A 25,899-nucleotide genomic window follows, 5' to 3' on the forward strand; every position below is an offset into this window, starting at 1 on the left:
GCATGCCCACATCCACCGACCCCGTTCCGCCGCCATCCGACGCCGCCCCGCCGCAGCTCGACCACCAGACGGTCGGCGCGCGGCTGCGCGACGCGCGCAAGTCGCGCGGCCTGACTCTTGCGCAGCTTTCCGAGCGCTCCGGCATTGCGGTGTCGACGATTTCGAAGGCCGAGCGCGGCGACATCGCGCTTACCTACGACAAGTTCGCGGCACTGACGCACGCGCTCGCGCTCGACTTCGACACGATGTTCGGCCGCCCGGCGCCCGCCGGCGCGATGACGCCGTCGTTCACGCCGGCGGGCCAGCAGATGGTCTACGACACGCCGAACTATGCGTACGGGATGCTCGCGAACGACCTGACCGGCAAGCGGATGGTGCCCGTGCGCGGGCGGATTCATGCGCGCAAGCTGTCCGACTTTGCCGACTACATCCGGCACAGCGGCGAGGAGTTCGTGTTCGTGTTGAGCGGCGAGCTGGAACTGCGCTTCGAGAACGGCCATGCATTCCGGCTTGCGACCGGCGATAGCCTGTATTTCGACAGCTCGGTCGGGCATGTGTACCTGAGCCTCGGCGAAACCGATGCGGAAGTGCTCGCGTGCTGCGTCGACGGCGACGCGCGGCGGCCGCACGACGCGATCTGAAGCGGGCGGCGCCGCGTCATCGCGGCGCCTTCGATCGGCAACGCAGGCATTGCCGATTCCGATTAGCATGGACGTGCCCTGCGGCGCGCCGCGCCGCAGATTCCGACGATCCACCAGACCAACGATACATGATCACGATCCGCCTGCTCGACGCCGCCGACGCGGCCCTGTTCCAGTCCCTGCGCCTCCTTGCGATCGAGACGTCCCCGACCTCGTTCCTGCCAACCCGCGACGAACAGGCCGCGCTCTCCGTCGACGAAGTGGTGTCGCGCATTCGCCCGACGCCGGAGCTCGCGGTATTCGGCGCGTTCGACGGCGACGCGCTCGTCGGCATCACCGGCGTGCGGCGCGATGCGCGTGTGCAGGTGCGCCACAAGGCGACGGTCTGGGGCGTATTCGTCGATCCGGCCTACCGTCGGCGCGGCATCGCCGAATCGCTACTCGACGCCGCCGTCGCGCACGCGGAACGCGCATGGCAGTGCGCGCAGCTGCTACTGTGCGTGAACGCGATCAACGAAGCAGCCAGGCGGCTCTACCTGTCGAAGGGATTCGCCCGGTTCGGCACCGAGCCGCGCTCGCTCTTCGTGAACGGCCAGTTCTACGACGAGGAGCATATGGTGAAGGCGCTGGCGTAGTGTGCTACCCGTGGTGTGCGCACACGCACAATTTGGCGACGTCAGTTGATATACGTTGTCGAATGTTTATGCGCAAAAACTTTGGTAAATGGATGCGCCGGACGCGCGACGCGTCCGGCGTGCATCACTTGCCGAACGGTGGTTCGCCCCGCTCCGGCAGCGTGTCGCCGCCCGCCGACGCGGCCGGCTCGAACATCAGCACCAGGCCACCGCTGTAGCTGCCGTTGGTGCTGACCGCGCCCTGCCGGATCGGCACATCGACGCTGATCTTCAGGTTGTGCACTTCGTCATAGCCATCGCTGCCCAGCTTGACCTGCGTGACCTTGCGGGGGGCGCCTTGCGCGATTTCGGCATCGCCTGCGTTGCTCGTCAGCGCAACCTTTGCATGGGTCATCTCGTAGTTGCCGTTCGACAGCTTCAGCGGTTGCATCAGCATGACATTGAAGTCGGGACGCTTCGTCCACACACGCACCGGCAGCGTCTTGATGAACTTTTGTTGCGTATAGTCTTCCGCGTCCAGCTCGACCGTCCCGTACCAGGTCGAGCCGTCCGGTTTCGATACGTAAATGCTGTCGCCGCCCTTCGCTCTCTGCCCCGCCTGCCCGCGATGCTGCCCGCTTCAGTAGTTCTTCCCCTGTTCATCCCCCCTCACGCCGCGCTATCGTGTCCATCACCTTCACAGCCAGGAGCCCAACTTGCCTTCCCGCCACGGAGTCGACCTCACCCGCGCCCGCGCGCTGTTCGACCGCGAGCGCCAAGCGTTCACCGAAGCGATGCCGACGTCCCGCACGTTGTCCGCGGAAGCGGCCGAGCATCTGCTGTTCGGTGTCCCGTTGCACTGGATGCAGGACTGGTCGACTCCGTTCTCGCTGTACGTGAAGGAAGCGCGCGGCGCGACCTTCACCGACGTAGACGGCCATCGCTACGTCGATTTCTGCCTCGGCGACACGGGCGCGATGTTCGGCCACGCGCCCGAACCCGTCGCGCGCGCGCTCGCGGAGCAGGCGACGCGCGGCTACACGACGATGCTGCCGAGCGAGGACGCGGCATGGGTGTCGCGCGACCTCGCGCGCCGATTCAAGCTGCCGGTCTGGCAGTTCGCATTGAGCGCCAGCGACGCGAACCGCTTCGTGCTCCGCTGGGCACGGGCGGCCACCGGCCGCAACACGATCGTCGTGTTCAACGGCTGCTATCACGGCACGGTCGACGACGTGTTCGTCGATCTCGTCGACGGCCGCCCCGTGCAGCGCGACAGCCTGCTCGGCCAGGCGTATGACCTGCTCGCGAACACGCGCGTCGTCGAGTTCAACGATCTCGCGGCGCTCGAAGCGGCGCTGAAGGCGGGCGACGTCGCATGCGTGCTCGCCGAGCCTGCGATGACGAACATCGGCATGGTGCTGCCCGATCCCGGTTTCTGGGATGAAGCGCGCGCGCTGACGCGCCGCTACGGCACGCTGCTCTTGATCGACGAGACGCACACGATCAGCAGCGGCCCGGGCGGCTATGCGGCCGCGCACGGGCTCGAACCGGACGCGCTGGTGGTCGGCAAGCCGATCGCCGGCGGCGTGCCGTGCGCGGTCTACGGATTCAGCGCGGCATTCGCGGAACGCGCGATACAGGCGAAGCTGAATGCGCCGCCCGGACATTCGGGCATCGGCACGACGCTCACCGCGAACATGCTCGCGATGCGAGCGACACGCGCGACGCTGGAGGAAGTCGCAACAGAAGCGGCGTACGCGCACATGTTCGAACTTGCCGCGCGGCTCGCGTCAGGTCTCGAGCAGGCGATCGCGAAACACGCGCTGCCGTGGTGCGTGACGCGCATCGGCGCGCGCACCGAGTTCCAGTTCGCACCGACACCGCCGCGCAACGGCACGATCGCGGGCCAGCAGCTCGACAGCGAGCTCGAGCACATCGTGCACCTGTATCTGCTGAACCGCGGCGTGCTGATCACGCCGTTCCACAACATGATGCTCGTGTGTCCGGACACGACCGCGGCCGACGTCGACCGCCTGGTCGCGCAGTTCGATGCGTGTCTCGGGGAGCTGATTTGAGCCGATGATACGGTTGCCGGCCGCGCGCTGCGCGGCCGGCCCCGTTCAACCGCAGCTGAAACTCGCCGCCGAATTCACATCGCCCGAGCCGTTGTAGTGCGCGGTCTTCGGATACGGACACAGCGGCCGTGTGCGGCCCGCTCCCCACGATGCCGGCACGTCCGCATTCGGCACCGCGTTCGCCGCATCGCGCGCGGCGGAGACGATCGCGTCGGGTGCGCGCCCCTGTTCGACCCACGCGACGAGCGGCGTCAACATGTCGAACTGGTCGGCGGCCGGCCCGCCCGAGCAATGGTTCATGCCCGGCACGCGGTAGAACCGCGCGAAATCCGACGCATCGCCACCGTTCGCCTGCGCGAGCCGCGCGTACCAGTCGCTCGTGTCGTTCGACGAGAACACGGGGTCGCCCGTGCCGTGATAGACGAGCAGCTTCGCGCCGCGCGTCTTCAGCGCCGACAGGTTCGTTTCGTCAGGCGGCACCATGAACGACCATGCGGACTCCGTATACACGCCGCTCGTCGCGAAGATCGCCGGCGCGTCGTTGTCCATGTCGAAGCCGAGCGCGAAACCGGGCAGGTTCGCGAGCGTCGCCGCGGTCTCCGGCGGGCTCATGAACGTGAACGCCATCGCGGCCGGATCGAGCGTGATCGCATTCGCCTGCTTCCATGCCGCCCAGCCGCTGCCGGCGATGCCCGGATCGTACGGAAAGCTCGCGTACAGCGCCGTGCCAGCACTGTTGCGCGCGCCCGTGAACACGTTCTCGAGCGCGCTCTTCTGCACGGGCGTCAGGCACGCGCCGGTGCGCGTGCCGTTCGTACAGGTCGGGATGTCGGCGTCGATGCTGAAATGCGCCTGGCACGCGGCGACGTCCTGCACCATCCCGTCCGCGACGCCGTCGAGCGCATCGCATTTCTCGAGGATCTTCGCGCCGACGAACCGGCGTTCCGCATCGGTGAAGCCGCTGCGGATGTCCGGCAGCCCGTTGGCGCCGGTCGCCGAAGCGATCTTCGCGAACTGCTGCGCACCGTACATTTCGCCGATCGCCGCTTTGGGCAGATGGAAACCCGGATCGCCCGCGATGATCCCGTCGTAGTCGGCCGCGTTGCGCGCGGCCGTCACCATTGCGTGGCGGCCACCGTTCGAGCAGCCGCCGAAATAGCTGCGGTCCGGCCCCTTCCCATACGCGATGCGAATCACCTGCTTCGCCATCGGCGTCAGCGCATCGACGGCCGCATAGCCGTAATCCCGGCGCGCCTGCGGATCGACGCCGAACAGCGGGTTCTGCGCGGCGCTGTGTCCGGAGTCCGAACTGATCACCGCGAAGCCCATGTTCAGCGCGTTCGTCAGCGGCCCGCCACCGCCGATCTCGCCGGTCGCCGTCACGACGTTGCCGTCGAGCCCGCCGTTCGCCTGGTAGAAAAAGCGGCCGTTCCACGCCTTCGGCAGGCGCATCTCGAAGCCGATCGCGTACGTTTTGCCGTCCACGGGGCTCACGCGCTCGTTCATCTTTCCTTCGATCACGCAGTGTTCGGCGATCGGCTTGCCGGCCACCGTCAGCGCGCCCGCGGCTGCGGTCGTCACCGACGTGAACGACGCGTTCGCATAGGCCAGCTGGGCGGCGAGCGCGGCGCAGGTCTGCGTCATCGTCGCCGGTGTCGCGGCCGACAGGTGCGGCGAAGCGGTCGAGATCGAGTCGTCGCCGCCGCAGCCGGCAAGGATCGCGGCGGACAGCGGCGCGATGCAAAGGAGTACGGATTTGTTCACGGTGTCTCCGGATCGTCTTGATCGTCGCTCAGAACATGTGCTTGACGCCGACCATCGCGCCGAGCTGCCCCATGCCGGCGCCGGGCGTCGTGCCGGCGCCGCCGCCGCTGACCGCGTAGCGCGCATGCGCGCTGTTCCACAGATACGACGATTGCGCGTAGACCGACGTGCGCTTCGTCAGCAGGTAGGTCGCGCGCAGCGTCGCCATCGTCGCGCGCGTGTCGTGCGCGCTGTTGACGATCCGGTAGCCCTCGCCGTCGACAATGAAGTACGGCTTGAACGTGTACGACGCGCCGACGAAGAACAGATCCGACCGCGCGCCCGCCGCGGCCGGCGAATCGGTCGTCACGTGCCGACCGATCCAGCCCGCGCCGATGCGCGCGCCTGCCGCCTGCGCATACGCGCTGACGTGCACGCGCGCATCCTTGTCCGCACTGCTCGTGAACGCGACGGGCGCGACGCCGTCGAAGAAGTTCGCGGCGGCGGACGTACCGCCGCGCTGCTCCTCGTACGACGCTGCCGCGCCGAAATACGCGCTGTCGTACTTCAGCATCACCGACCAGTCGCGGCATTCGACCGCCTTGCCGGGCACCTGCCCCGCACACGTGCCCTGTCCGGGCGAATTGCCGGTGCCCGCACCGTCGCGGCCGAACGAGTAGCCGGCGCCGAACGTGAAGCCCTTGTATGTGCCGACATAGGTCACCGCGTTGTCCGCGCGGCCGTTCGGCACGTATGCGTCGAGCGAGCCGAGGCCGTAGATGTCCGGGCCGATGATGTCCGCGCCCTGCAACGCGAGATAGGTCATCGTGTACTGGCGGCCGAACGCGAGCGTGCCGAAGCCGCTCTTCAGCCCGACGAACGCCTGCCGGCCGAACAGCCGGCCGCCCTGCCCGAGGTCGCCGCCGCGCACGTTGAAGCCGCTCTCCAGCGCGAAGATCGCCTGGTAGCCGCCGCCGAGATCCTCGGCGCCGCGCAGCCCCCAGCGCGACGGCATCTCGCCCGTCACCGCGGGCATCCGCACCACGTGGTCGCCGGCCGCGTTCGCGTGCGACACGAATTCGATGCCGGTGTCGACGATCCCGTACAGCGTCACGCTCGACTGCGCGTGCGCGCTCGATGCCGCGAGCGCGAGCGCGCACGCGCCGGCCGCCGCCAAGGCTTGGGTGTTTTTCATGAGGTATCTCCAGACCTGCGTTGATGTCGCGCTCTGCCGGCGCGCGTAATTGAAACGAGAACTCAGTCGCGCGCCTGCGGCCGCCTGATCAGCAGCAGCGCGGCCGCGGCGGCGACGAGCGTGACGGGGATGCTCGCGCCGATCACGAGCGACGCGCTGCGGCCCATCGCGAGCAGTTCGGCGGCCGCGAGCGGGCCGACGACGGAGCCGAGCCGGCCGACGGCGACCGCCGAGCCGACGCCGGTGCCACGCATCGCGGTCGGGTAGTAGATCGCGGCGAGCGCGTACAGCACCGACTGGCCGCCGACGACGAACATCCCGGCCGCGAACGCGGCGGCGGACAGCCACGCGAGGCCCGGCGCGACCGCGAGCGCGGCGAGCGACAGCACGATCCCCGCGTACATGCCGCCGACGACGCGCGACGGGGCCATCCGGTCCATCGACATGCCGATGCCGAGCGCGCCGAGGCCGCCGCCGATGTTGAAGAAGATCTGCACGATGCCGGCCTGGCCGCGCGCGAGGCCCTTCGCGGCCATCAGCGACGGCAGCCAGTTCAGCAGGAAATACAGCACGATCAGCGTGCAGAAGTAGCTGAGCCACAGCGCGAGCGTCGTGCCGGTGCGCGCGTCGCCGAACAGCGTGTGTGCGACGCCCGGGCGCGCAGCGCCCGACGCGCTGACGTCGAGGAACGCGCGCGATTCCGGCAACATCCCGATCAGCAACGGCACGAGCAGCAACGGCCCGGCGCCGCCGACGTAGAAGATGTGTCGCCATTCGGTGTCACCCGCGAGCAGCACGCCGATCAGCGACGCGATCACGCCGCCGAACGGAATGCCGCAGTACATCGCGGCGACCGCGCTGCTGCGCGAGCGCGCGCCGACGGCCTCGGACGACAGCGCGATCAGGTTCGGCATCGCGCCGCCGAGGCCGATGCCGGTCAGCGCGCGCACGACGACCAGCATCGCGAAGCTCGACACCTGCGCGGTGGCGATCGACAGCAGTCCGAACAGGCAGACCGACGCGATCAGCACGCGCTTGCGGCCGATCCGGTCGGCGAGCCGTCCGCCGAGAATCGCGCCGGGCAGCAGGCCGAACGTGCCTGCGCTGAATGCGATCCCCATCTGCGATACGGTCAGCCCGAATTCATGGGCCATGCGCGGCGCGGCGACGCCGACCGACTGCAGGTCGAGCCCCTCGAGCAGCGCGATCGCGAAACACAAGCCGAGCGTCGTCGCGACGGCCGGCCTCTCGGCAACGTAGGTGTCCATCTCGTCTCCTAACCTGCGCGGCATGCCGCAATGCATGCGCGGTGTGCTTGTCATGACCGGATCATGCATCAGGTTTTATCAGGAAACCTGATTCAAAGTCCGAAATAAGATCCGCTCGACCTGCCGGTCGCGCGGACCGTCATCCCATCGAAGGACGGGATGATTTAATAACAGGTAACCTGATATTTCAAGTACGACGTGCGCCGGTGTTAACCCGCAACGGCCGCGGGAACCGGCGCAGTCGTGTCATGCAGAGACAGGGAGAAAGCGCGTGAACAGGCCCTTCTAGTCGCGCAAGTTGCGCACGAACAGTTCGAGCGTGCGCTGGACCTGCGCAACGTCGTCGGCCGTCAGGCCGTCGCCGAGCATCCGGAGTTCGAGCGGCCGCAGCACGCTTTCGCATTCGCGCAGGATCGCCGAGCCTTCGTCGGTCAGCCGCAGCAGGATCACGCGGCCATGATTCGGATCGGCTTCGCGCGTGACGAAGCCGCGGCCCGCCATCGCGATCATCACCTCGTTCGCCGACTGCGGCGTGATGAACGAGCGCACCGCGAGCTGCGCATTCGACAACGCACCGCGCGCCTCGAGCACCGACAGCGCCGTGTACTGCGCGAGCGTGACGCCTAGCGGCGCGAGTGCATCGCTCATCTGGCGGCGCAGCAGCCGGTCGAGATTGCCGATCAGGTAGGTCAGCCGCTGCTGCGGGCGCGTGCGCGGCTTGTCTTCGGTGGCGCGGGCCGCGCGTTTCGCGCCGGCCGGCTTGACGGGTGTCGAACTCATGAAGGTGTCGGAATGGATGTCGCGGGCCATCTTACCTCACGCGCGACACGCACCGGCATGGCCGGCTCCCGCGTTGCCGCACGGCGCCGGTCGCGCGGCGCGGGCTGCGATGCAGCGCGCCGCGCCGACATGCGCGACGGCGTTCGCGACCATCGGCAAGTTGTATACAACGCGACCTCCAGAAGCCGTATCGATGTGCTCGTTGATGCTCGTATACCCGGAAATTTCAACAATTCCGCTTGATCTCCGAGCGTCGATGTATACACTTTGCATCAGGCAACCTGACAACTTCGGTCGCACCGCTCCAGCGGCACGACACCTCACCCGACACACGATGACCCGCCTCGACGCACCGCCACCCGACACGCGCACCGCCGCGCCCCCGTCGCAGACCGTCCGCGCACTGCTCGGCCTGCGCGAACTCATCGTCGGCGGCGAGCTGGGCCCCGGCGCGCGGATCTCCGAGCTGTGGGTCGTCGAGCGGCTCGGCGTATCCCGCACGCCGGTGCGCGCGGCGCTGATCCGGCTCCAGGAAGAAGGGCTGATCGAACCGATCCCGACCGGCGGCTTCGCCGTGCGCGCGTTTTCGGCACGCGAGATCGGCGACGCGATCGAACTGCGCGGCACGCTCGAAGGGCTCGCCGCGCGGTTTGCGGCCGAGCGCGGCGTCCCGCCGCCGACGCTGCGCGACCTGCACGCGTGCGCCGACGAAATCGACACGCTGCTCGCCGGCCCGCTGACCGACGACACGTTCTCGCGCTACGTCGATGCGAACGCGCGCTTCCACCGGCTGCTCGCGGGCGCCGCGGGCAGCGACGTCGTCGCGCGGCAGATCGACAAGGTCGCGACGCTGCCGTTCGCGTCCGCGAGCGCGTTCGTCGTCGTGCAGTCGCTCGATCCGCGCGCGCGGGAAACGCTCGTCGTTGCCCAGGCGCAGCATCGCGCGGTGCTCGACGCGATCGAGCGCCGCCAGGGCGCGCGCGCGGAAGCGCTGATGCGCGAACACGCGCAGATCGCCCACGACAACCTGAAGCGCGTGCTCGACAACCAGCGCGCGATCACGAAGCTCGCGGGTGGCAACCTGATCCGCCGCGACGCCGGCTGACGCGGCGCGCGGCCCTTCTCGCGGCGCGTGCCGCGCCGCCTTTCCGACCTGAACACTCGGCGTGTCCGCACGCCCTGGAGGAGACGCATGTTCCTGAAAAACGCATGGTATGTCGCGTGCACACCCGACGAATTCGCGGGCAAGCCGCTCGGCCGGCAGATCTGCGGCGAGCGCATGGTGTTCTTTCGCGATGCGGACGACAAGGTCGCCGCACTCGAGGATTTCTGCCCGCATCGCGGCGCGCCGCTGTCGCTCGGCACCGTCCGCGACGGCCGGCTCGTGTGCGGCTATCACGGGCTGACGATGGGCGCGAACGGCAAATGCACGAGCATGCCGTGCCAGCGCGTCGGCGGCATTCCGGCGATCCGCACCTATCCGGCCGTCGAGCGGTACGGCTTCGTGTGGGTGTGGCCCGGCGATCCGGAACGGGCCGATCCGGCGACGATCCACCGGCTCGACTGGGCCGACGATCCGGGCTGGGCCTACGGTGGCGGCCTGTATCACATCGGCTGCGACTACCGGCTGATGATCGACAACCTGATGGACCTCACGCACGAGACCTACGTGCACGCGTCGAGCATCGGGCAGCCGGAGATCGAGGAGGCGCCGCCCGCGACGAAGGTGAACGGCGACACGGTCACGACCAGCCGCTTCATGGAAGGCATCCTGCCGCCGCCGTTCTGGGCGGCCGCGCTGCGCGGCAACGGCCTCGCCGACGACGTCCTCTGCGACCGCTGGCAGATCTGCCACTTCACGCCGCCGAGCCACGTGATGATCGAAGTCGGCGTCGCGCACGCAGGCAACGGCGGTTACCACGCCGATCCGCGCGACAAGGTGTCGAGCATCGTCGTCGATTTCATCACGCCGGAAACGGACACGTCGATCTGGTACTTCTGGGGGATGGCGCGCAGCTTCGCGGTCGACGATCCCGCGCTGACGGAGACCATCCGCGCCGGACAGGGCAGGATCTTCGCCGAGGATCTCGGCATGCTCGAAGCACAGCAGCGCAACCTGCTGACCTGGCCGGACCGGCCGCTCCTCAAGCTCAACATCGACGCGGGCGGCGTGCAGTCGCGGCGCGTGCTCGACCGGCTGATCGACCAGGAGCGCGCCGCCGCGCTGTCGTGCTGACCACGTGCCGCGCCGCCACGCCGCCGAGGTGCAGCGGTGCCGAGGTGCAGCGGCGCGGCACGCTCAACCCATCGTTCCCATGAAACTCACACTCACCCGCAAGCTCCCCGCCGCGACCGACATCTGCATGTTCGAACTGGCCTCGGCCGACGGCGCCGCGCTGCCGCCATTCACGGCTGGCGCGCACATCGACGTCCATGTCGGCGGCTTCGTCCGCCAGTATTCGCTGTGCAACAGCCCGTCCGAAGCGGGCGTCTACCGGCTCGGCGTGCTGCGCGAACCCGCATCGCGCGGCGGCTCGCTCGCGATGCATGCATGCGAGCCCGGCGCGACGCTCGACGTCAGCGCGCCGCGCAATCACTTCCCGCTCGACCCGCACGCCGCGCACAGCGTGCTGCTGGCCGGCGGCATCGGCATCACGCCGCTCCTCAGCATGGCCGCTTACCTGATCGAGACCGGCCAGTCGTTCGAGCTGCATTACTGCGCGCGCGAGCCGGCGCGCGCCGCGTTTCTCGACCGGCTCGGCACGCCGGGGCTCAAGGCCCGCACGCGGCTCTGGTTCGACGACGATCCGGCCGGCCGCCGCATCGATTTCGCGCAGGTGCTCGCGAACCCGGAGCCGCGCACGCACCTGTACGTGTGCGGTCCCGGCGGGTTCATCAGCGCCGCGCTTGCGGCAGCCGCGCAGGCCGGGTGGAGCGCGGCGAACGTGCATCGGGAGTATTTCGGCGCGGCCGGCGTAGGTGCGGCCGGCGTAGGCGCGGCCGGCGCAGCGGCGGCCGGCGTTGGCACTGCCGTCGCGGGTGCGGCGGCGTCGGCAGACGGCGACCGCGCGTTCCAGGTATCGCTCGCGCAGTCGGCACGCATCGTCGACGTGCCGGCCGGCACGACAATCGTCGAAGCGTTGCGCGGCTGCGGGATCGACGTGCCCGTGTCGTGCGAACAGGGCGTGTGCGGCACCTGCGTCACACGCGTGCTGTCCGGCACGCCCGATCATCGCGACGTGTACCTGACCGACGACGAGCGCGCGGCCAACGACCAGATCCTGCCGTGCTGTTCGCGCGCGGTCACGCCGGTGCTGGTGCTCGATATCTGACGGAAAGGAAGAAGAAGAAGAAGAAGAAGAAGTCTCGCGCCGCGCCGCTAGCGCGCGACGGCGAGACCCGGTCCGGCCGGCAACCGCGCCCGGCATCCCGTTTCGACAAGCGCGAGCCGATGCGCGAATGCCGCAAGCGGATAGTCGAAGAAATACGCGCCGAGCTCACGCTTGTCCGCATAAAACGGATCGTCGTGCGGCGCATCGGCAGCGATCCGCAGCGTGCGCGCCCACGCGAACGCGAGCAGCAGCCACCCGACCAGCGCGAGATAGTCGTCCGCGACGCGATACGGCAACTCGGGATCGTCCGCGCTCGCGTGCATCACGTCCGATGTCGCGCGCTCGACATCCGCACACAGTGCGGCCACGCGCACGCCCGCTTCCTTCACGGTGCCGCCGCCGGATTCGCCGCAACGCTCGGCCTCCGCCCGCACGAGATCGAGCAGCGCACGCAGCCCCTCGCCGCGATCCGCGAGCACCTTGCGCGTCAGCAGATCGATCGCCTGGATCTCGTTTGTCCCTTCGTACAGCATCGACACGCGGCTGTCGCGCACCGTCTGCTCGATCCCGTATTCGTGGATATAGCCGTAGCCGCCGAACACCTGCAGCGCGTTCGACGCAGCCGCGAAGCCGTTCGCGGTGAAGAACGCCTTCGCGACCGGCGTCAGCAGCGACACGAGCCGCGACGCGGCCTGCCGCGCGGCCGGATCGGGATCGTGCGCGGCGACGTCGAGCCCGTGCCCGATCCAGTAGCCGATCGCGCGCTCGGCCTCGACGATCGCCCGTCCGTCGAGCAGGTTGCGCCGGATCGCCGGGTGCAGCGCGATCGGCGCCGCCGCGCCCGACGCGCACGTGCCGCCGGCCGCGCGCCCCTGTTCGCGGTCGCGCGCATACGCTGACGCGGCCTGCGATGCGCTTTGCGCATGCCCGACACCCTGCATCGCGACCTGCAGCCGCGCCGCGTTCATCATCACGAACATCGACGCGAGGCCGCGATGCGGTTCGCCGACGAGCCAGCCGGCCGCCGCGTCGAAGCGCATCGCGCAGGTCGGGCTCGCCTTCAGCCCCATCTTCTTCTCGATGCCGTCGCACCAGACGCCGTTGCGCACGCGCCCGGCCGGCCCGTCGTGCCACTTCGGCACGACGAACAGCGACAGGCCCTTCGTGCCGGGTGGCGCATCCGGCAGCCGCGCGAGCACGAGATGCACGATGTTGTCGGTCAGGTCGTGCTCGCCGCCCGTGATGAACATCTTGCTGCCGCTGATCCGGTAGCCGTCGACGGCCGGATCGGGCACCGCCTGCGTGCGCAGCAGGCCGAGGTCGCTGCCGGCCTGCGGCTCGGTCACGCACATCGTCGTCAGCCATTCGCCGCTCGCGATCTTCGGCAGCACGTCGCGCCGAAGCCGATCCGAGCCATGCGCGCGCAGGCACGCAACCGCGCCGTGCGTGAGCCCCGGCGACATCAGCCACGCGTGGTTCGCGGCCGCGAGCATCTCCTGCAGCGCAACGTCGAGCAGATGCGGCAGCCCCTGCCCGCCGCAGTCCGGATCGAGCGCGAGCGTCGGCCAGCCGGCATCGACGTAGTCGCGATACGCGTCGCGGAACCCGTCCGGCAGCGTCACGCCGCCGCCGTCGAAGCGGCAGCCCTGCAGGTCGCCGCTCGCGTTGAGCGGCGCGAGCCGCCCGGCCACGAAGCGCGCGGCTTCGTCGAGCACCTGCTGCGCGGTCGGCGCGTCGAGATCCGCCCATTCGGGCACGCGGCCCCACAACGCCGGCGCATCGAGCCATTCGTCGATCACGAAACGCATGTCGCGCAGCGGTGCGCGATACGGGTCAGTCATCGTTTGCACTCCTGATACGGCTCAGTCATCGTTCGCATTCCTCACGCACGACGCGCCGAGCCGGCGAAGATCACGCCGGTTTCCGCTGCATCGGCCGCGTCCGCCGCATACATCGCGTCGACCAGCGCCGCGCGCTGCGCGAGCACCGCGCGCTGGTTGATCGAGCCTTTGTCGGTGATCTCGCCGAGATCGAGCGACGGCGGCTCGTCGAGCACGCGCAGCCGCGAGATGAAGGTCGCGCTGCCGGTCGCGTCGCGGTTCAGGCGCGCCAGCAAGTCCGCGAAGAACGCGCGCACGGCCGGCGCGCGCAGCACGGCGCGCGGATCGGCGTCGGGCCCCGCGCCGGCGAGGCGCCGGCAATCGTCGACACGCGGAAAGATCATCGCGCCGACGTCGTCGCGGTTCATCCCCGTGACGACCGCGTCCTGCACGTACGGCGCGCCGTTCGAGATGATCCTCGCGCGCATCGGCCCGACGCTCACGAACGTGCCCGACGACAGCTTGAAATCCTCGGCGATCCGGCCGTCGAACATCAGGCCGATGTCCGGTCGCTGCGGATCGGCGAAACGCACCGCGTCGCCGCTGCGGTAATAGCCTTCGTCGTCGAACACGTGCTGCGCGTCCGCGCCGCTCGCGCGCCAGTAGCCGGCCATCACGTTCGGCCCGCGAAAGCGCGCCTCGAGCTTGCCGTCGACCGGCACGAGCTTCGCCTCGCAGCCGGGCGCGGGCAGGCCGATGTAGCCGGCACCGGACAGCGGCCCGGTCGTGAACAGGCACGACGGCGCGGCCTCGGTCATGCCGAGCCCCGCCATGATGCGGATGCGCTCGCCGCAGTGCGCAAGCGTCACGCGCTCGAGCCGCTCCCACGCAGCCTGCGACAGCCCCGCGCCCGCGAAGAAGTACATCTTCACGCGCGAGAAGAAGGTCGCGCGCAACTCGGCGTCCGTTTCGAGCGCGGCCGTCAGCTCTTCCCAACCCTTCGGCACGTTGAAGTACAGCGTCGGCGCGATCTCGCGCAGGTTGCGCAGCGTCTCGTCGAACTTGCCGGGCACCGGCTTGCCGTCGTCGATATACAGCGTGCCGCCGTTGTAGAGCGCGATGCCGACGTTGTGGCTGCCGCCGAACGTGTGGTTCCACGGCAGCCAGTCGACCAGCACCGGCGGCTCGAGGCCGAACTGCGGGAACGTCTCGAGCAGCATCTGCTGGTTGCTGCACAGCATCCGGTGCGTGGTCGGCACCGCCTTCGGCAGCCGGGTCGAGCCGGACGTGAACAGGAACTTCGCGATGCCGTCGCCGGTGAGCGCGTCGTGGGCCGCATCGACGCTGCCCGGCACCGTGTCGAGCAGCGACGCGAAGCGCGTGACGCCGCGCATTTCGTCCGGTGCCGACACGACCACGCGTTCGACGTCGGGCGGCACGGCCGCATCGAGCGCGGCCTGGAACGCATGGCCGTCGGCCGCGAACACGAGGCCGGGCGTCAGCAGCGACAGCGCATGGCGAAGCTTGCCGAAATCGGTCGACACGAGCGAATACGCGGGCGACAGCGGCGCATACGGAATGCCGGCCCACATCGCGCCGAACGCGACCTGCAGGTGTTCGAGATCGTTGCCGGACAGGATCGCGACCGGCCGCTCGGCCGACAGCCCGCGATCGAGCAGCGCCTGGCCGATCGCGCGCGCGCGGTCGAGCATCTGCGCGTACGTGATGCCGATCCACGCGCCGTCCGGGCCGCGCCGTGCGACCAGCCAGCGGTCCGGGTGCGCGTGCGCGCCGCTGACGAGCCGGTCGGTCAACCGGCGCGGATACGCGCCGAGCGGCGTGTCGGCGCGCAGGTACCAGCAGCCGTCGCGCTGCACGATGTGCGGCGGCGCCGCGCCGATCGCGACGGGCCGGTAGCCGGCGGACGCGGGCGGCGCGGCGGCGGCGCCGCGCGGTTGGGTCGGATCCGCAATCAAGGTGTGTCTCCTGTGTCGGCCGAACCTGGCGCTTCGGCGTCCGGTTCGGTCCCATGCTTCGCACTCTGAGCCCATCCAGCCGGGCCGGACTCACCGGACGCACTCATTGCGTCCGGCGGGCACTTCATTGTGTCGCTGTTGTAGTTATTGCCGCGCTGTCGCGGCCCGCTCAGATCGGGTAGTGGCGCGGCCCGGTCTGCACGGTGATCCAGCGCAGGTCGGTGAACTCGGCAATCGACGCCTTGCTGCCGAAGCGGCCGTAGCCGCTCGCCTTCACGCCGCCGAACGGCATCTGCGCCTCGTCGTGCACGGTCGGGCCGTTGATGTGGCAGATACCCGACTCGACACGTTTCGCGAGATTCATCGCGCGCGCGATGTCGCGGCTGAACACCGCCGCCGACAGCCCGTATTCGCTGTCGTTCGCGGCCGCGAGCGCGGCTTCGTCGCCGTCGACGCGCTGCACGGTCACGACCGGCCCGAACGATTCGTCTGCGTAGAGTTTCATGTCGCGCGTGATGCCGTCGACGATCGTCGGCTGCATCACCGCGCCGTCGACGTCGCAGCCGAGCGGCAACGCGGCGCCATGCTCGCGCGCATCGGCAACGAGCGCCGCGATGCGCTGCGCGGCCGCCGCGCTCTCGAGCGTACCGAGCACCACGCCCGGCGCCGCCGGGTTGCCGGCCTTCAGCGTGCGCGCCTTCGCGACGAGCTTGTCGACGAAGGCATCGGCGACCTTGCTGTCGACGATCACGCGCTCGGTCGACATGCAGATCTGCCCCTGGTTGAAGAACGCGCCGAACGCGACCGCATCGACCGCCGCGTCGAGATCCGCGTCGTCGAGCACGAGCACCGGCGCCTTGCCGCCGAGTTCGAGCAGCGCGGGCTTCAGGTGCCGCGCCGCCAGCTCGGCGACGATCCGGCCGACGCGCGTCGAGCCCGTGAAGTTCACGCGCCGCACGGCCGGGTTCGCGATCAGCCGCTCGACGAGCGCGGGCGCGTCTTGCGGCGCATGCGTGATCACGTTGACGACGCCGTCGCCGAGGCCCGCGTCGTGCAGCACGCTGCCGATCAGCCGATGCACGCCCGGGCAGCCTTCCGACGCCTTCAGCACGACCGTGTTGCCGCACGCGAGCGGCATCGCGAGCGCGCGGGTCGCGAGGATCACCGGCGCATTCCACGGCGCGATGCCGAGCACGACGCCGCATGGCTGGCGCACGGCCATCGCAAGACTGCCCGGCACGTCAGACGGGATCACTGCGCCGTCGATCTGGGTCGTCATCGCGGCCGCCTCGCGCAGCATGTTCGCGGCGAGCATCACGTTGAAGCCGTACCAGTTCGCCATCGCGCCGGTTTCCGCGCGGCCCGTCTCGATGAATTCGCCGGCGCGCGCATCCATCCGGTCGGCGGCGGCCATCAGACGCCGGCGCCGCTCGGTCGGCGCGAGCGCCGCCCACGCGGGAAACGCGCGCGCAGCCGCCGCGACCGCCGCATCGGCGTCGGCGAGCGTCGCCGCGGCCGCGCGCGATGCCACCTGCCCCGTCGCCGGATCGATCCGGTCGAACGTGCCGCCGTCCGACGCGCCGCGCGACACGCCGTCGATCAACAAACTCACTTCGTGCATTTCGCTGTCTCCGCTCAGGTCCGGTTGCGTGCGGTGCGCCCGCTCAGCGCTTGTACGCCTGCAGGCCCGGCTTGATGCTCTTGTCGTCGAGGAACTGCTTGAGCCCCTGCTCGCGGCCGCCTTCCGGATCGCGATGGTTCGCCTGGTCGAGCTTCGCGTACAGGTAGTCCTCGTTCTGCTCCCACGTCAGTTCGCGGCAGCGCTTGAAGCCGTGCTTCGCGTTGCGGATCACGACCGGGTTCTTGTCGAGCAGCTTCGCGGCAAGCGCGCGCACTTCGTCGCGCAACTGCGCGCGCGGCACGCTCTTGTTGACGAGCCCCATCTTCGCGGCCTGCTGTCCCGTGAACGTGTCGCCGGTCATGATGTAGTACAGCGCCTCGCGGTGGCCGACCGTGTCCGCCATCGCCTTGCTGACGAGGTTGCCGGGCGGGATGCCCCAGTTGATCTCCGACAGGCCGAACACCGCTTCGTCGGCCGCGATCGCGAGATCGCATGCGACGAGCGGCGAGAACCCGCCGCCGAAGCACCAGCCGTTGACCATCGCGATCGTCGGCTTCGCGTACATGCGCAGCAGTTGCCACTGCCAGCGGCTCGCATCGCGGCGGATCTTCTCCTGCAGGATCTCCGGGCCCGCATCCACTTCGCGGAAATACTCCTTCAGGTCCATCCCGGCCGTCCACGCGTCGCCTTCGCCCGTCAGCACGAGCACCTGCGCTTCCTGGTCGAGCTCGAGCGTTTCCAGCACGTCGATCATCTCCGCGTTCAGCGTCGGGCTCATCGCATTGCGCTTCTCCGGACGGTTCAGCGCAACCCACGCGATCCCGCCCTCGACCGTGACTTTCACGGTATTCCAGCGACCTTCGTAACTCATCTTCGTTCTCCAATGACAGTGCCGCCCCTCGCGACTCGCTGCCAATTTACTATCAGGTAGCCTGATATGTAAAGCGGAATGGAACGGGCTCAGGACAAACCCCTAATCGGGCGTGAACGTGTGGTTTAGCGAGAGGTATGTCGCCGGGCGGCGACTGTGTGATGGTGGGCGGTGGGCGGTGGGCGGTGGGCGGTGGGCGGTGGTGCGATCATGCGCGATAGCCACGCCGACCGCACCGTCACGCTCACCTTGTGCGCTTCAACGCAAAGCGCGCCGTCGGCATTCCCGCGTACCGCGTCTGCGCAACGAACACACCGCCGGCGTGCGCGTCGTTCGCGAGCGCCGCATCGTCCAGCCCGACCCGCGCGCTCGTCACGTACAGGCGCCCGGCTTCGTCGAGCGCCACGCAGCTCGGCTGCGCGGTCGGCACTGCGATGCGATCGGTCTCGACGCCATCCGCGCCGTAACGGACGACACGCCGTGCGCCCCACTGCGCATTCCACACACCGCCGTCGCGATCGACCGTCGAGCCGTCCGGTTCGCCGTCTGTATCCGTCAGGCGTGCAAACGTTCGCACGCGATCGACGCTGCCCTCCGCGCGGTAATCGCAGACGAGAATTTCACGTGTGGGCGAATCGCAGAACACCATCCGCGAGCCATCCGGCGAGAACCCGATGCTGTTCGCGATCGCGGCCGGCGGCAGCGCGAGCCGTTCGAGCGTCAAATCCGGGTTGAGGCGGTAGAACCCGCCGATCGCGCGCGGCGCCGCGCCGCCGCCTTCGTCCTTCATCCCGAACACGAATGCGCCGTGCGGATCGCAGCGGCCGTCGTTGAGCCGCGTCGGCAGCTCGGGCTCGACGTCGACGATGTGCGTGAAGCTCGCCGTGCGGACATCGAAGCACGCGAGACGCGTCGCGAGCCCGACGAGCAGCACGTCGGGCTCGTCGGTCAACGCGAAACACGCGAGCCGTTCGGGCATCGGCCAGCTCGTCGCGCCCGTGCCGTCCGCGCGGCAGCGCCACAGCCGCGCGCCTTCGATGTCCGTCCAGTACAGCGCGTGCGTTGCATCGCACCATGTCGCGCCTTCGCCGAGCGTATTGCGGCAGTCCACGAGCAACGTCGCCGATGCATTCGCCGCCGATGCCGCCTGATTCTCCTGATGCATGCTGTCTCCGGAATCCCTGTTTGCATTCGCGCGCCGCGATGGTTTGCAGGATCCCGGCCCGGCCGTCAGATCCGCATCGCGCGGCGCTGATTGCGACGATACTGGTCGAACAGCACGGCGAGCAACAGAATCCCGCCGCGTATCAGATATTGGTAAAACGTCGGCACGTTCAGCAGGCTCATTGCATCCTGCACGGCGCCCATGATCAGCACGCCGACGAGCACGCCGGAAATCGTCGCGACACCGCCCGTCAACGACACGCCGCCGAGCACGCACGCGGAGATCACGCCGAGTTCGAGGCCGACCGACGTCTTCGGGTCGCCGAGGCTCATCCGCGACGCGAGCATCACGCCGGCAAAACCGGTCACGAGCCCCTGCAGCACGAACACGGTGATCCGGATGCGCATCACCGGCAGTCCCGCGAGCAGTGCCGCGTCGCCGTTGCCGCCGACCGCCAGCACGTTCTTGCCGAACACCGTCTTGCGCAGCAGGAAGCCGAACACGACGAAGCCGACGATGTTGCTCCAGATCGGATACGAGATGCCGAGGAACGACCCCGAGCCGAGTTCGAAGAAGCGCTCCTCGGAGATCATCACCGCGTCGCCGTTCGACGTGATGAACGCGAGCCCGCGCACGACCTCCATCATCGCGAGCGTGACGATCAGCGAATTGATCCGCCAGCGCGCGATCAGCACGCCGTTGACGAGCCCGACCGCGCCGCCCGCGAGCACGCCGGCAACCGTGCCGAGCAGCACGCTGTGCGTCGCGGTGATCAGCGTCGACGCGACGACGCCCGAGAACGCGACGATCGACGCGACCGACAGGTCGACCTCGCCAAGCGCGAGCACGAACATCATCGTCACCGCGATCGAACCGATCAGCGTGACCGACAGCAGCAGGCCCTGGATGTTGCGGGGCGTGAGGAAATCCGGCACGGTCAGCGACAGCGTCGCGAACAGCACGACGAACACCATCACGATGCCGGAGCGGTTGATCAGGTCCCACATGCCGCCGCGCGCGTGTGCCGCTGGTGCGGGCGTGTCGGTGGAAGAGGAAGTGCCTTGAGGTTGCATGGTTTGGCTCATGTCGTTACGTCGTTTCCATTCCGGTTTCGCTTCGGTCCTGCCGCGGCGCGCGTTCGGGCGCCGCGCGTCGGCTTCCGTCCTGTTTCGCTGCCGTTTCGTTGCAGTTTCGTTGCAGTTTCGTTGCGCCGGCGTGCGCCGCTAGCGCGGCAACGCAAGCTTGATCAGCGCATCGGGGCTCGCCTGCGCCTTCGTCATGCAGCCCGCGATCCGCCCCTCCTTCATCACGACGATGCGGTCCGACACGCCGATCACCTCGGCGAGATCGCTCGACACGAGGATCACGGTGCGGCCCGCGTCCGCGAGCTCGTAGAACAGGTTGTAGATTTCCGCGCGCGCGCCGACGTCGATGCCGCGTGTCGGTTCGTCCATCAGGAACACGTCGATGCGCTCGGCGAGCCAGCGCGCGAGGACGACCTTCTGCTGGTTGCCGCCCGACAGCGCGCCGATCGGCGTGTCGCCGTCGCGGGTCTTGATCGCGAGCCGCTCGATGTAGCGCTGCGCGAGTTCGCGTTCGCGCCGCGGCGCAAGCAGCATGCGCGCGGGGCTGAAATGCCGGCGTGCGCTGATGTTCAGGTTGTCGGCCACCGATGCGATCGCGACGATGCCTTCCTGCTTGCGGTCTTCCGGGCACAGCGCGATGCCGGCACGCACCGCGTCGCGCGGGCTCGCGAACGCGACGCGCCGCCCGTTCAGCTCGACGTGTCCGGCGCTCGGGCGCTCGGCGCCGTACAGCAGCTTCATCAGCTCCGAGCGCCCGGCGCCGACGAGCCCGAAGAATCCGACGATCTCGCCTCGGCATGCGCTGAACGACACGGGTTCGGACAAGCCTGGCCCGGCCAGCCCTTTCGCCTCGATCAGCACGTCGCCGGCCGTGCGCGGCCGGTAGCCGTATACGTCCGCGATCGGGCGGCCGACCATGCAGCCGATCAGCCGGTCGCGATCGAGGTCGGCAACCGCTTCGAAGGTCTCGATGCGCCGGCCGTCGCGAAACACCGTCACGCGGTCGCACAGCGCGTAGACCTCCTCCATCCGGTGCGTGACGTAGATGATCGCGCGGCCATCCGCGCGCAGCGCCTGGATGATCCGGAACAGTTGCGCAGTCTCTCGCGCGGACAGCGAGCTGGTCGGCTCGTCGAACGCGATCACGCGCGCGTCGCGCATCAGCGCCTTGCCGATCTCGATCATCTGGCGCTGCCCGATCGACAGGTGCTTGACCGGCGTGTGCGGGTCGATGCGTTCGCCGAGCCGTTCGAGCTCCCGCATCGCCCGCGCGACCAGCGCGCGCTCGTCGACCACGCCGAGCCGGTTCGGCAGCTGCCCGAGCATCAGGTTCTCCGCGACGGTCAGCTCGGGCACCAGGTGCAGCTCCTGGTAGATGATCGCGATGCCGGCCTCGAGCGCTGCGCGCGTCGACGCAAAGCGCTGCGCGACGCCGTTCAGCGTCAGCGTGCCGGCCTGCGGCTGGTTCACGCCGGACAGCACTTTCAACAGCGTCGACTTCCCCGCGCCGTTTTCGCCCATCAGCCCGTGCACCTCGCCCGCGCGCACCGACAGCGACACGGCATCGAGCGCACGCACGCCCGGAAAACTCACCGTGATGCCGTCGAGTTCGAGCAGCGCGCCGTGCGCGCCCGCGGCGGCCGCGGCGGCTGGGTAGCCGGGCACTGCCATGCTGCCCGCCTGCTTGCTCGTGTCCGTCGTCGTCATCGTGTCCTCGCCAGCCGTCGTCGTCATTGCGTCCTCGCCGCCGTTGCTCAGATGCCCAGCTCGGCGCGCACGGCCTGCCAGTTGCCGCGCGTCATCAGCTTGCCGCTCGTCTGCGTGTCGGCGGGCGGCACCTTGCCGTTGCGGATCCAGTCGACGAGGTTCTGCGTGCTGTCCTTGCCGTGGTTCGTCGAGCTGACCGCGATCGTGCCGAAGAAGCCGGTCGGCTCCTTCTTCTGGAACTCGGCGAACGCCTCGCCCGCGCCGTTGATGCCAACGCCGATCACGTCGGCGGCCGGAATGTGCAGTTGCTCGGTCGCGCGCACCGCGCCGAGCACGGTCTCCTCGTTCAGCGCGAAGATCACCCACTTCTTCACGTTCGGATGCCGCGCGAGCACCGGCGCGGCGGCGCTGAACCCGCCTTCGTCATCGGTCGTCTTCTGCGGCGCGTCGTAGATGTTCTCGTTGCGGAAGCCGTTCGCGAGCAACGCCTGAGTCGCGCCGTCGGTGCGCAGCTTCGCAGTCGGCAATTCGTAGTTCGTCACGCGCAGCGCGCCGACTTCCTCGGGCTTCCAGCCGCGCTTCTTCATCTCGTCGGCGATCGCCTGCCCGACCTGGTTGCCGATCTTCGTCGCCGACATCCCGAGATGCGGCACGTTCGCGAGCGGCTTGCCCGACGAATCGACGAGCTGGTCGTCGACGGTCACGAACTTCATGTCGTAGCGCTTCGCACGCGCGGCGATCGCGGGCCCGAGCCGCACGTCGGGCGCACAGATCACGAAGCCCTGCACGCCCTGCGCGCCGAGGTTGTCGATCGCCGCGAGCGTCTTCTCGCCGTCGGGCGTGCCGATCTTCACGACCGAGAAGCGCTCCTTCTGGCCGAGCGCGGTGGCCGCGTTCTGCTCGTTGATGAACCACGCCTGCTCGGGCATCTTCACGAGAAAGCCGATCTTCAGCGGTGTGTCGGCGCGGGCAGCGCCCTGCATGCCGAGAGGCGCGAGGATCAGCGCCGCAAGCGCGGCGCGCAGGGTCAGTCGTCGGATCGTGCGGGTCATGTCATGTCTCCTCTGGGTGCGGGTCGTTGTCGACCGTGGTGTAGGTGTCGCTGTCTCTGTCGTTGTCTTTGTCGCTTTCGTTGCCGTGCTCGACGGCGATGCAGCGTTTCCGGCAAGCGCGGCGTTCGCGGCTGCTCGCTGCCGCCTGCCAGCGGTCAGCGTGCCCAGCGCAGCACGAGCGGATCGAGCCGGCGCGCGATCGCGACCAGTTCGGCGCGCGTGTCCGGATGCAGGTCCGGCAGCGGATGGCGCGGCCGCTCGCACGCGATCACGCCGCCTTCGCGCATCAGCGCCTTCGCGGCCAGCAACCCGGCCTGGCGGTTCTCGTGATTGATCAGCGGCAGCCATCGCGCGTAATCCGCATAGGCATCGTCGATGCGCCCTTCACGGTGCGCGACGAGGATCGGCCGCAGCCCGTCCGGATACGCGCCGCCCGTCATCGCGCCGGTCGCGCCCGCGTTCAGGTCGGCCAGCAGCGTGATCGCCTCCTCGCCGTCCCACGGCCCTTCGACCGCGTCGCCGCCGAGCCGGATCAGCTCGCGCAGCTTGTTTGCGGCGCCCGGCGTCTCGATCTTGAAATACGCGACCCGCTCGATCTCGCGTGCCATCCGCGCGAGGAACGGCGCGGACAGCGCGGTGCCGCTCGCCGGCGCGTCCTGGATCATGATCGGGATGTCGAGCGCATCCGACACGCGCGCATAGAATTCGAAGACCTGCGGCTCGGGCACGCGGAACGTCGCGCCGTGGTACGGCGGCATCGCCATCACCATCGACGCGCCGAGATCCTGTGCGCGGCGGCTGCGCGCGGCGCAGACGTCCGAGCTGTAGTGCGACGTCGTCACGATCACCGGCACGCGGCCGGCGACGTGTTCGAGGATCGTGCGCGCGAGCACGTCGCGCTCGTCGTCGGCGAGCGCGAACTGCTCGGAGAAGTTCGCGAGGATGCACAGCCCGTCGGCGCCGGCGTCGATCATAAAATCGACCGCGCGCTTCTGGCTCGCGAGATCGAGTGCGCCGGTCTCGGCGAACGTCGTCGGCACGACGGGAAAGATGCCGCGGTAACGCGGGGAACGGCTGGATGTCATGGTTCGGATCCTGTGCGGAAAGACGCAGCGACCGGGCCGGCCCGCGTCAATGCGAATGGCTCGGCACCGCGGCGCCGCGCTGGCCGACCAGGAAATCGAGGTCGCACCCTTCGTCGGCCTGCAGCACGTGGTCGATGTACAGCCGCGCGTAGCCGCCCTTGCCGAGCTGCGCGGCAACGCCGGGCGCGGCGGCCGGGTCGACGTCCGACAGCCGGCGCGCCAGCTCCTCGTCGTCGATGTCGAGCCGCAGCGTGCCCGCATCGCAGTCGAGCTCGATCCAGTCGCCGGTGCGCACCGCCGCGAGCGGGCCGCCCGCCGCCGCCTCCGGCGCGACGTGCAGCACCACCGTGCCGTAGGCGGTGCCGCTCATCCGCGCGTCGGAGATCCGCACCATGTCCTTCACGCCCTGCCGCAGCAGCTTCGGCGGCAGGCCCATGTTGCCGACCTCGGCCATTCCCGGATAGCCGCGCGGCCCGCAGTTCTTCAGCACGAGCACCGAGTTCGCATCGACCTCGAGCGCCTCGTCGTTGATCGCCGTCTTGTAGTGGTCGAAGTTCTCGAACACCACTGCGCGGCCGCGATGCCTGAGCAGCTCGGGGCTCGCCGCCGACGGTTTGAGCACCGCGCCACGCGGCGCGAGATTGCCGCGCAGGACGCGGATTCCGCCATCCGCGATCAGCGGCCGGTCGAGCGGGCGGATCACCTCGTCGTCGTGGTTGGGCGCGTTGCGCACGTTGTCCCACAGCGTCTTGCCGTTGACGGTCAGCGCGCCGGGGTGCGGCAGCAGCCCGGCTTCACCGAGCCGGCGCAGCACCGCCGGCAGGCCGCCCGCGTAGTAGAACTCCTCCATCAGGAAGCGGCCGGACGGCATCAGATCGACGATCGTCGGCGTGTCGCGGCCGATCCGCATCCAGTCTTCGAGTTCGAGCGGCACGCCGATGCGCCCCGCGATCGCCTTCAGGTGGATCACCGCGTTGGTCGAGCCGCCGATCGCTGCGTTCGCGCGAATCGCGTTCTCGAACGCTTCGCGCGTGAGCACCTTCGACAGCGTGAGCCCGTCGAGCGCCATCTCGACGATGCGGATGCCCGACATGTGCGCGAGCACGTAGCGCCGCGCATCGACGGCCGGAATCGCCGCGTTGTGCGGCAGCGTGACGCCGAGCGCCTCCGCGAGGCACGCCATCGTCGATGCGGTGCCCATCGTGTTGCAGGTGCCGGCCGAGCGCGACATCCCCGCTTCGGCGGACAGGAAGCGATGCAGGTCGATCTCGCCTGCCTTCAGCGCTTCGTGCAGTTGCCACACGGCGGTGCCGGAGCCGATGTCCTTGCCGTCGAGCTTGCCGTTCAGCATCGGCCCGCCGGACACGACGATCGCCGGCACATCGCAGCTCGCCGCGCCCATCAGCAGCGCGGGCGTAGTCTTGTCGCAGCCGGCGAGCAGCACGACCGCGTCGATCGGGTTGCCGCGGATCGCCTCCTCGACGTCCATCGACGCGAGATTGCGCGTCAGCATCGCGGACGGCCGCAGGTTCGATTCGCCGTTCGAGAACACCGGAAACTCGACCGGGAAGCCCCCGGCCTCGTAGATGCCGCGTTTCACGTGCTCGGCGAGCTTGCGGAAATGCGCGTTGCACGGCGTCAGTTCGGACCACGTATTGCAGATGCCGACGATCGGCCGGCCATCGAATTCATGATCGGGGATGCCCTGGTTCTTCATCCAGCTCCGGTACATGAAGCCGTTCTTGTCCGTCGTGCCGAACCATTGGGCGGAGCGCAGCTTGGGTTTTGTCGCCGACATCGTCTGTCCTGTGTGAGACGGGGATATCGGCGCAGTCTAGAAAGAATTCTGATAACGTACCAATGATGTTT

General features: G+C 69.1%; 21 protein-coding genes. 6 read left to right on the forward strand and 15 right to left on the reverse strand.

The window, feature by feature from the left end:
* The first annotated feature begins 2 nt into the window (after nt 1-2).
* Together DID96_RS21105 and DID96_RS21110 are read left to right on the forward strand one after the other, a co-directional pair.
* Nucleotides 3-641, forward strand: a complete 639-nt coding sequence (locus DID96_RS21105; protein WP_124601207.1) for a helix-turn-helix domain-containing protein — start codon at nt 3-5, stop codon at nt 639-641.
* A 128-nt stretch (nt 642-769) separates the two neighbouring features.
* On the forward strand, nt 770-1,276 hold the full coding sequence (locus DID96_RS21110; RefSeq protein ID WP_124601208.1) for a GNAT family N-acetyltransferase: 507 nt from the start codon (nt 770-772) through the stop codon (nt 1,274-1,276).
* 124 nt (nt 1,277-1,400) lie between these two features.
* On the opposite strand, the gene DID96_RS21115 is transcribed toward DID96_RS21110, so the two are convergent.
* Complete coding sequence (locus DID96_RS21115; protein WP_260463967.1) at nt 1,401-1,712, reverse strand: hypothetical protein; 312 nt, start codon at nt 1,710-1,712, stop codon at nt 1,401-1,403.
* 259 nt (nt 1,713-1,971) lie between these two features.
* On the opposite strand from DID96_RS21115, the gene DID96_RS21120 reads away from it, so the two are divergent.
* The gene (locus DID96_RS21120) at nt 1,972-3,330 is read left to right on the forward strand and encodes an aspartate aminotransferase family protein (RefSeq protein WP_124601210.1); all 1,359 of its coding nucleotides are present in this window, start codon (nt 1,972-1,974) and stop codon (nt 3,328-3,330) included.
* A gap of 45 nt (nt 3,331-3,375) precedes the next feature.
* On the opposite strand, the gene DID96_RS21125 is transcribed toward DID96_RS21120, so the two are convergent.
* The 4 genes from DID96_RS21125 to DID96_RS21140 form a co-directional block, all read right to left on the reverse strand.
* Nucleotides 3,376-5,094: a tannase/feruloyl esterase family alpha/beta hydrolase gene (locus DID96_RS21125; protein WP_124601211.1), complete on the reverse strand. Its 1,719-nt coding sequence runs from the start codon at nt 5,092-5,094 to the stop codon at nt 3,376-3,378.
* 28 nt (nt 5,095-5,122) lie between these two features.
* The gene (locus DID96_RS21130; protein WP_124601212.1) at nt 5,123-6,268 is read right to left on the reverse strand and encodes a porin; all 1,146 of its coding nucleotides are present in this window, start codon (nt 6,266-6,268) and stop codon (nt 5,123-5,125) included.
* Nucleotides 6,269-6,330: 62 nt separating this feature from the next.
* Complete coding sequence (gene mhpT, locus DID96_RS21135) at nt 6,331-7,536, reverse strand: 3-(3-hydroxy-phenyl)propionate transporter MhpT (RefSeq protein ID WP_124601213.1); 1,206 nt, start codon at nt 7,534-7,536, stop codon at nt 6,331-6,333.
* Nucleotides 7,537-7,821: 285 nt separating this feature from the next.
* On the reverse strand, nt 7,822-8,316 hold the full coding sequence (locus DID96_RS21140; protein ID WP_185732315.1) for a MarR family winged helix-turn-helix transcriptional regulator: 495 nt from the start codon (nt 8,314-8,316) through the stop codon (nt 7,822-7,824).
* Nucleotides 8,317-8,650: 334 nt separating this feature from the next.
* On the opposite strand from DID96_RS21140, the gene DID96_RS21145 reads away from it, so the two are divergent.
* The 3 genes from DID96_RS21145 to DID96_RS21155 all read left to right on the forward strand — a co-directional run bounded on the left by DID96_RS21145 (nt 8,651) and on the right by DID96_RS21155 (nt 11,648).
* On the forward strand, nt 8,651-9,421 hold the full coding sequence (locus DID96_RS21145; protein WP_124601215.1) for a GntR family transcriptional regulator: 771 nt from the start codon (nt 8,651-8,653) through the stop codon (nt 9,419-9,421).
* Nucleotides 9,422-9,508: 87 nt separating this feature from the next.
* Nucleotides 9,509-10,552 (forward strand): aromatic ring-hydroxylating dioxygenase subunit alpha, encoded by a 1,044-nt coding sequence (locus DID96_RS21150; protein ID WP_124601216.1) that lies wholly within the window; start codon nt 9,509-9,511, stop codon nt 10,550-10,552.
* Nucleotides 10,553-10,631: 79 nt separating this feature from the next.
* Nucleotides 10,632-11,648, forward strand: coding sequence for a PDR/VanB family oxidoreductase (locus tag DID96_RS21155; protein ID WP_124601217.1), 1,017 nt, complete (start codon nt 10,632-10,634; stop codon nt 11,646-11,648).
* A gap of 47 nt (nt 11,649-11,695) precedes the next feature.
* On the opposite strand, the gene DID96_RS21160 is transcribed toward DID96_RS21155, so the two are convergent.
* The 10 genes from DID96_RS21160 to DID96_RS21205 form a co-directional block, all read right to left on the reverse strand.
* Nucleotides 11,696-13,489: an acyl-CoA dehydrogenase family protein gene (locus DID96_RS21160; RefSeq protein ID WP_124601218.1), complete on the reverse strand. Its 1,794-nt coding sequence runs from the start codon at nt 13,487-13,489 to the stop codon at nt 11,696-11,698.
* A 41-nt stretch (nt 13,490-13,530) separates the two neighbouring features.
* Complete coding sequence (locus DID96_RS21165) at nt 13,531-15,444, reverse strand: feruloyl-CoA synthase (RefSeq protein ID WP_124601219.1); 1,914 nt, start codon at nt 15,442-15,444, stop codon at nt 13,531-13,533.
* 169 nt (nt 15,445-15,613) lie between these two features.
* The gene (locus tag DID96_RS21170; protein ID WP_124601220.1) at nt 15,614-17,065 is read right to left on the reverse strand and encodes an aldehyde dehydrogenase; all 1,452 of its coding nucleotides are present in this window, start codon (nt 17,063-17,065) and stop codon (nt 15,614-15,616) included.
* A gap of 43 nt (nt 17,066-17,108) precedes the next feature.
* Nucleotides 17,109-17,936: a p-hydroxycinnamoyl CoA hydratase/lyase gene (locus DID96_RS21175; RefSeq protein WP_124601221.1), complete on the reverse strand. Its 828-nt coding sequence runs from the start codon at nt 17,934-17,936 to the stop codon at nt 17,109-17,111.
* Nucleotides 17,937-18,180: 244 nt separating this feature from the next.
* A complete protein-coding gene (locus DID96_RS21180; protein WP_124601222.1) occupies nt 18,181-19,101 on the reverse strand; it encodes an SMP-30/gluconolactonase/LRE family protein in 921 nt (306 codons plus the stop codon).
* Between the two features lie 65 nt (nt 19,102-19,166).
* Nucleotides 19,167-20,186: an L-arabinose ABC transporter permease AraH gene (gene araH / locus DID96_RS21185; protein WP_124601223.1), complete on the reverse strand. Its 1,020-nt coding sequence runs from the start codon at nt 20,184-20,186 to the stop codon at nt 19,167-19,169.
* Nucleotides 20,187-20,324: 138 nt separating this feature from the next.
* Entirely contained in the window at nt 20,325-21,857 is a 1,533-nt protein-coding gene (gene araG / locus DID96_RS21190) for an L-arabinose ABC transporter ATP-binding protein AraG (RefSeq protein WP_124601277.1), read from the reverse strand.
* An 83-nt stretch (nt 21,858-21,940) separates the two neighbouring features.
* Nucleotides 21,941-22,945: an arabinose ABC transporter substrate-binding protein gene (locus tag DID96_RS21195; RefSeq protein ID WP_124601224.1), complete on the reverse strand. Its 1,005-nt coding sequence runs from the start codon at nt 22,943-22,945 to the stop codon at nt 21,941-21,943.
* Between the two features lie 155 nt (nt 22,946-23,100).
* Nucleotides 23,101-24,030 carry a dihydrodipicolinate synthase family protein gene (locus DID96_RS21200; RefSeq protein WP_124601225.1) on the reverse strand — a complete coding sequence of 310 codons (930 nt, stop codon included), beginning with the start codon at nt 24,028-24,030 and terminating at the stop codon, nt 23,101-23,103.
* Between the two features lie 46 nt (nt 24,031-24,076).
* On the reverse strand, nt 24,077-25,828 hold the full coding sequence (locus DID96_RS21205) for an IlvD/Edd family dehydratase (protein WP_124601226.1): 1,752 nt from the start codon (nt 25,826-25,828) through the stop codon (nt 24,077-24,079).
* Nucleotides 25,829-25,899: the final 71 nt, after the last annotated feature.

The organism is Burkholderia sp. Bp8963, from assembly GCF_003854275.1.
Taxonomy (GTDB): Bacteria; Pseudomonadota; Gammaproteobacteria; order Burkholderiales; family Burkholderiaceae; genus Burkholderia.

What these genes read in the sequence shown, in the direction of transcription:
- DID96_RS21180 (WP_124601222.1), bottom strand. Translation starts at nt 19,101, where the DNA reads ATGCATCAGGAGAATCAGGCGGCATCGGCGGCGAATGCATCGGCGACG.
- DID96_RS21115 (WP_260463967.1), bottom strand. Translation starts at nt 1,712, where the DNA reads ATGCTGATGCAACCGCTGAAGCTGTCGAACGGCAACTACGAGATGACC.
- DID96_RS21195 (WP_124601224.1), bottom strand. Translation starts at nt 22,945, where the DNA reads ATGACCCGCACGATCCGACGACTGACCCTGCGCGCCGCGCTTGCGGCG.
- araG (WP_124601277.1), bottom strand. Translation starts at nt 21,857, where the DNA reads ATGGCAGTGCCCGGCTACCCAGCCGCCGCGGCCGCCGCGGGCGCGCAC.
- DID96_RS21200 (WP_124601225.1), bottom strand. Translation starts at nt 24,030, where the DNA reads ATGACATCCAGCCGTTCCCCGCGTTACCGCGGCATCTTTCCCGTCGTG.
- DID96_RS21155 (WP_124601217.1), top strand. Translation starts at nt 10,632, where the DNA reads ATGAAACTCACACTCACCCGCAAGCTCCCCGCCGCGACCGACATCTGC.
- DID96_RS21205 (WP_124601226.1), bottom strand. Translation starts at nt 25,828, where the DNA reads ATGTCGGCGACAAAACCCAAGCTGCGCTCCGCCCAATGGTTCGGCACG.
- DID96_RS21175 (WP_124601221.1), bottom strand. Translation starts at nt 17,936, where the DNA reads ATGAGTTACGAAGGTCGCTGGAATACCGTGAAAGTCACGGTCGAGGGC.
- mhpT (WP_124601213.1), bottom strand. Translation starts at nt 7,536, where the DNA reads ATGGACACCTACGTTGCCGAGAGGCCGGCCGTCGCGACGACGCTCGGC.
- DID96_RS21145 (WP_124601215.1), top strand. Translation starts at nt 8,651, where the DNA reads ATGACCCGCCTCGACGCACCGCCACCCGACACGCGCACCGCCGCGCCC.
- DID96_RS21170 (WP_124601220.1), bottom strand. Translation starts at nt 17,065, where the DNA reads ATGCACGAAGTGAGTTTGTTGATCGACGGCGTGTCGCGCGGCGCGTCG.
- DID96_RS21105 (WP_124601207.1), top strand. Translation starts at nt 3, where the DNA reads ATGCCCACATCCACCGACCCCGTTCCGCCGCCATCCGACGCCGCCCCG.
- DID96_RS21130 (WP_124601212.1), bottom strand. Translation starts at nt 6,268, where the DNA reads ATGAAAAACACCCAAGCCTTGGCGGCGGCCGGCGCGTGCGCGCTCGCG.
- DID96_RS21140 (WP_185732315.1), bottom strand. Translation starts at nt 8,316, where the DNA reads ATGAGTTCGACACCCGTCAAGCCGGCCGGCGCGAAACGCGCGGCCCGC.
- araH (WP_124601223.1), bottom strand. Translation starts at nt 20,186, where the DNA reads ATGAGCCAAACCATGCAACCTCAAGGCACTTCCTCTTCCACCGACACG.
- DID96_RS21150 (WP_124601216.1), top strand. Translation starts at nt 9,509, where the DNA reads ATGTTCCTGAAAAACGCATGGTATGTCGCGTGCACACCCGACGAATTC.
- DID96_RS21110 (WP_124601208.1), top strand. Translation starts at nt 770, where the DNA reads ATGATCACGATCCGCCTGCTCGACGCCGCCGACGCGGCCCTGTTCCAG.
- DID96_RS21160 (WP_124601218.1), bottom strand. Translation starts at nt 13,489, where the DNA reads ATGACTGACCCGTATCGCGCACCGCTGCGCGACATGCGTTTCGTGATC.